This is a genomic window from Rhodococcus sp. R1101, assembly GCF_000278445.1.
Taxonomy (GTDB): domain Bacteria; phylum Actinomycetota; class Actinomycetes; order Mycobacteriales; family Mycobacteriaceae; genus Rhodococcus; species Rhodococcus gordoniae.
This window is the reverse complement of the sequence record NZ_AJVB01000263.1, coordinates 1-5,385: the sequence shown is the minus strand read 5'-3', so window position 1 is coordinate 5,385 and position 5,385 is coordinate 1. Positions and strand designations below refer to the sequence as shown.

The following is a 5,385-nucleotide window of genomic DNA, read 5'->3' as shown; positions in this document are numbered from 1 at the left end:
CGACGCGACGACGAGCGTTGCGGATGGCGACGACGGCGCCGCGCTCGGCGTCCTGGCCTTCGAAGATGTCGGCGACGATCGCGCGTAGGCGCTCGGGGTCGACGTTGGCGACGGCGAGCATCGGGTACTTGCCGGCGCCGGAGATCAGGCCGCGGCGGCGGCCGACGAGGGTCGCGGCGGCACCGATGAGCTGGGCGATCGCCAGGATTTCGGTGTCCTTGCGGCCGGCAGCGGCGACGGACTCGACGGCGAGGACGCCCTGCGAGTGGCCGATGACCGCGCTCGGTGCGACGGAGTCGACGTCGAGGCCCTGGTTCGCGAGCGCGCGCAGCGCCGCGACCTGAGTGAGGAAGACGCCGGGAAGCGACACGGCGGCGGAGGTGAGAGCGGACTCGGACGGGCCGGCGGGCGCATCGTCCTCGTCGGCGAGTTCGGCCTCGAGGATCCACGCGACGGGGTCGAAGCCCGTCGGCCGGACCACGACGAGATCGCTCGCGACGGGGGCGAGGTGCGCGGCGGCGCGGTTGACCAGGTCGGTGAGGACCGGTTCGAGTCCGTTGTCGCGGCTGAGCTCCTCGAGCGAGGTGAGCCAGGGAGCGCCCTGTCCGCCGAAGGCGAGCGCGTAGGGCTCACCCGCGAGGAGCTTGTCGACCAGGGCACGCGCCGGAGCGGCTGCTGTGGACCGATCGGTGGTGCGTCGTGATGCCTTCGAGTTCCGTCCGTTGTCGCCTGGTGTGGTCTCGTCGATCGTCACGCGTGTGGTTCCTCTCCTGAACACCCCGGCGTCGAGGCTTCGTGTTTCAGCGCTGCGCGCCGGTGTGCTGCTGGACTAGTGGTCCGCTGTTCGGGCACGCCCAGGTTCGCACAGAATCATGAGGGGTTCCTCATGTTTTGTTTCGCACAGTTTGCCCGATACCCCTCTTGCCAGTGATTTCCCTCACAAGCTTCGGCAAAAGTAACCGGTCGGTAACCCGAGTCATTCCTGGCTACGCCGATGTGTGGACGTCCATGAACCCGAGGAATCCCTCACGTTTTTCGTTATCAAATTGTTATCTATTGACGGGCGGCGTGGATCGTGCATCGCAAGATCGAAAACGTGTCGGGCCCACGCGGTAACTTCCGGACGATTCGAACACACATTCGACAGGGGGCGAGATGAGGAAGCGGATCGGATACACGAAGGAACTACTCGAGGAGGCGGTGGCGGCGTCCATCAGCACGGCAGGTGTCCTCCGATATCTAGGACTGCGGGCGGGCGGGGGTTCCTACGTTGTCGTCAACCGAAAGATCGAGGCCTACGGGATCGACACATCCCACTTCCGAGGAATGGCCCACCAGAAGGGGCAACCGGCCCGGAACCGGCTGCACTGGTCGGACGTGCTCACGGTTGCACCGGCCGGTGCGAATCGGAAGGAGACCAAGACACTCAGACGGGCGCTCCTCGAATACGGTCGCGCCCACGAGTGTGAGATGTGCGGTATCGGACCGGAATGGCTCGAATCCCGACTCGCGCTCCATATCGATCACATCGACGGCAATCCGAACGACTCCCGACCGCACAACGTCCGCTTCCTGTGCCCCAACTGCCACAGCCAGACGCCGACGTGGGCAGGCCGAAACATACGTCGCGTTCTCGACGAATCATCCGAACGGATTCCCGGCCGAATCGGATCGAATTCCGACGAGGTGGCGTGATGGCGAGGCCGGTCAAATACACGAAGGAGATGCTGGAAGAAGCGGTTCGGAACTGCGTCAATTTCGCCGAGGTCATGCGGCACTTCGGCCTCAAACCGAATGGCGGACACCACACCCACCTGAGCCGTAGGATCCGCGCACTCGGTATCGACACCTCCCACTTCACCGGGCGACCCCGGACAACCGAGCGCAGACCGTACGTCCGTCACGAGTGGCGCGACCTGCTCATCGAGAAGCCGTACGGCTCTCGGCGCACGAGACCGGATCAGCTCCGACGGGCACTCGTCGAGTACGGACGCCCTTACCGGTGCACCCGATGCGGTATCGAACCCGAATGGAACGGAAGGCCGCTCACCCTGCATGTCGATCACATCGACGGGAACCCCGGCGACTCCCGCCCGGAGAACCTTCGCTTCCTCTGTCCCAACTGTCACAGTCAGACGCCTACCTGGGCCGGACGAAATGTGCAGCACCGTATCGCGCCGGAGTGACATCTATGCCGTATCCTGCTGAGGTCTGGCGCGAGTGGCGGAATTGGCAGACGCCCGGGTTTTAGGTATCCGTGTCTTCGGACGTGGGGGTTCGAGTCCCCCCTCGCGCACCACGTGACCTCACCCACGGTGCACCGACCGGTCTTGGCAGGTCGGTGCACCGTTCGGGTACCGTCGAGGGCGTGTCCGAGCATCGCCCTCCCCGCCGGTTGGCCCTGATCATTCTGGTCCTGGTGGCCGCGGCCGGATGTCTCGGCCTCGGATACTGGCAGTGGGTCCGCTTCGAGGCGGTCGGCGGTACCTATCAGAATCTCGGCTACGCACTCCAGTGGCCCGCCTTCGCCTTCTTCTGCGTCTACGCCTACCGGCGCTTCGTGCGCCTCGAGGCCGAGGAGCAGGAAGCCGAGAGCACCGGCGGGCGACGCCCGTCCGAGCCGGACGAGCCCACCGAGATCCCCGAGGATCTTCTTCCCACCCGTCCGCGCACGCTCGCCGAGGCCCGCGAGCAGGAGGCCGCGGATCCCGACGCACGACAGATCAACGAGTACAACGAGTACCTCGCGCAGCTCGCGCGCAGGTCCGATAGGAGCGCTCAGTGAGCACCACCCCCGAGCAGGCGTCCGGCCAGGCCACCACGCCGCGCGTCGTCAGTGACGCCGACCGGAAGAAGATCCGGTCCGCCCTGCTGCGTTACCGCGTGCTCGCCTACGCGACCGGTATCTGGCTGCTGATCCTCACCGGTGAGATGGTCGCCAAGTACATCATCGGTGTCGAGAACGTGCCGGCCTGGATCGCGATCGTGCACGGCTGGGTGTACGCGGTGTACCTGGTCCTCACCTTCGACCTGTCGATCAAGGTGCGGTGGCCGATCGCCCGCACGGTGTGGACGCTTCTGGCGGGCACCATCCCGTTCCTGTCGTTCTTCGTCGAGCACAAGCGCACCCAGCAGGTGAAGGCCGACTTCGGCGTCTGAACCACCACCTCCACGAGACCTTCACGAACACGAATCGGGCGGATCCCTTCCAGGATCCGCCCGATCTCGTCTGTGCAGCGCGAACTCAGCGGCGCGGCAAGCGCACCACCTGGACGAAGAATTCGTCGATCTGGCGCACCGCGCGTATGAACTGGTCGAGGTCGACCGGCTTCGTCACGTACGCGTTGGCGTGCAGCTTGTAGCTGCGCAGGATGTCCTCTTCCGCGGCCGAGGTGGTGAGGACCACAACGGGAATGTCGGTGAGGTCGTCGTCGGACTTGACGTGTTCGAGGACCTGCCGCCCGTCGTACTTGGGCAGGTTCAGGTCGAGGAGGATCAGATCGGGCCGAGGAGCATCCGCATGCTCCCCGCGCCGGTAGAGGAAGTCGAGCGCTTCCTCGCCGTCGCGTACCACATGCAGATTGTTGCCGATCTTGTTGTCCTCGAACGCTTCTCGCGTCATCAATTCGTCGCCGGGGTCGTCCTCCACGAGGAGGACGTCGATCGGCCGCCCGGAAACGCTCATGCAGATGCCCCTTTCAGAGCGACTTCGGTTGCAGACATGTCGTCGCCTGCCTTGGGAATCGTAAAGCAGAAACGACTGCCCTCCCGATACTGCGGGTCGAGCCAGATCTCTCCACCGTGGTACTCGACGATCTTGCGGCAGATCGCCAGACCGATACCGGTTCCGGTGTAGACATCCCGGCCGTGCAGCCTCTGGAAGATCACGAAAACCTTGTCGGCGAACTCCTCGGCGATACCGATGCCGTTGTCCTGCACGGAGAACCGCCAGAGTTCGTCGTCTCCCTCGACGATCTCCTCGCAGGCGACGCGGATCTCCACTGGCCGGTCCTCGTGGCGGAACTTGATCGCGTTCCCGATCAGGTTCTGCCACAACATGATCATCAGTGTGGGATCGCCCACGATCGTCGGCAGAGAGTCGGGCCGGAGGATCTTCGCGTCGGATTCCTCGACGGCATGGGAGATATTCGTCAGGGCCGCGTCGAGCGTGACGTCGAGTTCGGTGCGGACGTGCGCATCGCTGACGCGTCCGACCCGAGAGAAGGTCAGCAGATCGTTGATGAGCACCTGCATGCGTTTGGCGCCGTCCACCGCGAACGCGATGTACTGGGTGCCGCGCTCGTCGAGTTTGTCGCCGTACCTCTTCTCGAGAAGCTGGCAGAAGGACGCCACCTTGCGAAGCGGCTCCTGCAGGTCGTGGGAGGCGACGTAGGCGAACTGCTCCAGTTCGGAGTTCGAACGCCGGAGTTCCGTCGCCTGGCTCTCGAGCTGCTCCTCGCGCTCGTGCGCGACCTGCAGTTCGTGCACGATCCGCTCGCGCATGTCCTCGACGTCCCGGCCGAGGGCGTAGATGTCGGCAGGACCCTGAGGTTCGATCTCACGCCCGAAGTTCGCCCCTGCGATCACGGCGCGCGACGCCTGCCGCAGACGCTGGATCGGCCGCACCACGATCATCTGGAGCAGGACGGCGAGGCCCACCCCGGTGAGAAGGAACACCCCGACCATGCCGGCAAGGATCCGATCACGGGTTGCCCGAATGTCCTCGAGTGACTCGATACCTTCCGTCTTGGCCTGCAAGAGATCGGCGTTCTGGACCTCGAATGCCTCGCGGAGACGATCGAATGCGACACGGCCTGCATCGACGGCGGCGGGGTCGACGAAGCGTGGCTCTCCCGGCATCACCGCGGAGACGAGAGGCTCGGCGTACACACGCCGCCATTCGGCGGCGTGGACCTCGATCGACCGGAGGTCGGCGAGCAACTTCGCGTCGTCGCCCACCAGTGTGCGCAACTCGGCAGCGGCCGCAGCTTCCTCCTGCCTGCCTTGCTCGTAGGGGGAGAGGAAGTCGGGATCGGCAGCCAGGATGTATCCGCGGGCGCCGGTCTCCTGGTTCAGAAGTGCACCTTGAAGGCGGTACGCCTCCGCTCGGGCGGGCTGGATGCGATCCCGCACGTAGTTGGAGGCCTCGGTCGTCTCTCGAAGGTAGTAGCTGCCCACCACCGTGCCGACGATCACCAACAGCCCCATCACGCTCAGTACGAGCAGGAACCAGCCCTGGACCGTCATTCGCCGGGACGGAGGGCGACGCGTGTCCCCCGCCTCTGCCGTTGCGTCGCTCTCGGTCATGCGGTGGTGATCACTTCCTGTTCCATTGCACGTGGACGACTGCCACGTCGTCGGACAGTCCCCCTCTACTGTCCGCGA

7 protein-coding genes and 1 tRNA gene are annotated in these 5,385 nt (G+C 65.2%); 5 read left to right on the top strand and 3 right to left on the bottom strand.

Annotated elements, in window-relative coordinates:
- On the bottom strand, positions 1–754 hold a 754-nt coding region (locus R1101_RS27015; protein WP_037223733.1), incomplete at its 3' end, for an acyltransferase domain-containing protein.
- A 401-nt stretch (positions 755–1,155) separates the two neighbouring features.
- Between R1101_RS27015 and R1101_RS0115480 the strand changes: the two genes are divergently transcribed.
- The 5 genes from R1101_RS0115480 to R1101_RS0115460 all read left to right on the top strand — a co-directional run bounded on the left by R1101_RS0115480 (position 1,156) and on the right by R1101_RS0115460 (position 3,159).
- Positions 1,156–1,695, top strand: a complete 540-nt coding sequence (locus R1101_RS0115480; protein WP_016934296.1) for an HNH endonuclease signature motif containing protein — start codon at positions 1,156–1,158, stop codon at positions 1,693–1,695.
- Positions 1,695–2,186: an HNH endonuclease signature motif containing protein gene (locus R1101_RS0115475; protein WP_016934295.1), complete on the top strand. Its 492-nt coding sequence runs from the start codon at positions 1,695–1,697 to the stop codon at positions 2,184–2,186. The genes R1101_RS0115480 and R1101_RS0115475 overlap by 1 nt, the downstream gene beginning before the upstream one ends.
- A gap of 28 nt (positions 2,187–2,214) precedes the next feature.
- Positions 2,215–2,299, top strand: a tRNA-Leu gene (locus tag R1101_RS0115470).
- A 69-nt stretch (positions 2,300–2,368) separates the two neighbouring features.
- Entirely contained in the window at positions 2,369–2,785 is a 417-nt protein-coding gene (locus R1101_RS0115465; RefSeq protein ID WP_026003323.1) for a hypothetical protein, read from the top strand.
- Positions 2,782–3,159 (top strand): DUF3817 domain-containing protein, encoded by a 378-nt coding sequence (locus R1101_RS0115460; RefSeq protein WP_016934294.1) that lies wholly within the window; start codon positions 2,782–2,784, stop codon positions 3,157–3,159. Before R1101_RS0115465 ends, R1101_RS0115460 begins: the two co-directional genes overlap by 4 nt.
- 85 nt (positions 3,160–3,244) lie before the next feature.
- Here R1101_RS0115460 and R1101_RS0115455 read toward each other — a convergent pair whose 3' ends face one another.
- Both R1101_RS0115455 and R1101_RS0115450 read right to left on the bottom strand, forming a co-directional pair.
- Positions 3,245–3,685, bottom strand: a complete 441-nt coding sequence (locus R1101_RS0115455; RefSeq protein ID WP_016934293.1) for a response regulator — start codon at positions 3,683–3,685, stop codon at positions 3,245–3,247.
- On the bottom strand, positions 3,682–5,247 hold the full coding sequence (locus R1101_RS0115450) for a sensor histidine kinase (RefSeq protein WP_016934292.1): 1,566 nt from the start codon (positions 5,245–5,247) through the stop codon (positions 3,682–3,684). The genes R1101_RS0115455 and R1101_RS0115450 overlap by 4 nt, the downstream gene beginning before the upstream one ends.
- Between the last annotated feature and the right edge of the window lie 138 nt (positions 5,248–5,385).

Bases quoted from the DNA above. Each gene is read 5' to 3' on its own strand.
- R1101_RS0115450 (WP_016934292.1), bottom strand. From the start codon at position 5,247: ATGACGGTCCAGGGCTGGTTCCTGCTCGTACTGAGCGTGATGGGGCTG.
- R1101_RS0115475 (WP_016934295.1), top strand. From the start codon at position 1,695: ATGGCGAGGCCGGTCAAATACACGAAGGAGATGCTGGAAGAAGCGGTT.
- R1101_RS0115480 (WP_016934296.1), top strand. From the start codon at position 1,156: ATGAGGAAGCGGATCGGATACACGAAGGAACTACTCGAGGAGGCGGTG.
- R1101_RS0115455 (WP_016934293.1), bottom strand. From the start codon at position 3,685: ATGAGCGTTTCCGGGCGGCCGATCGACGTCCTCCTCGTGGAGGACGAC.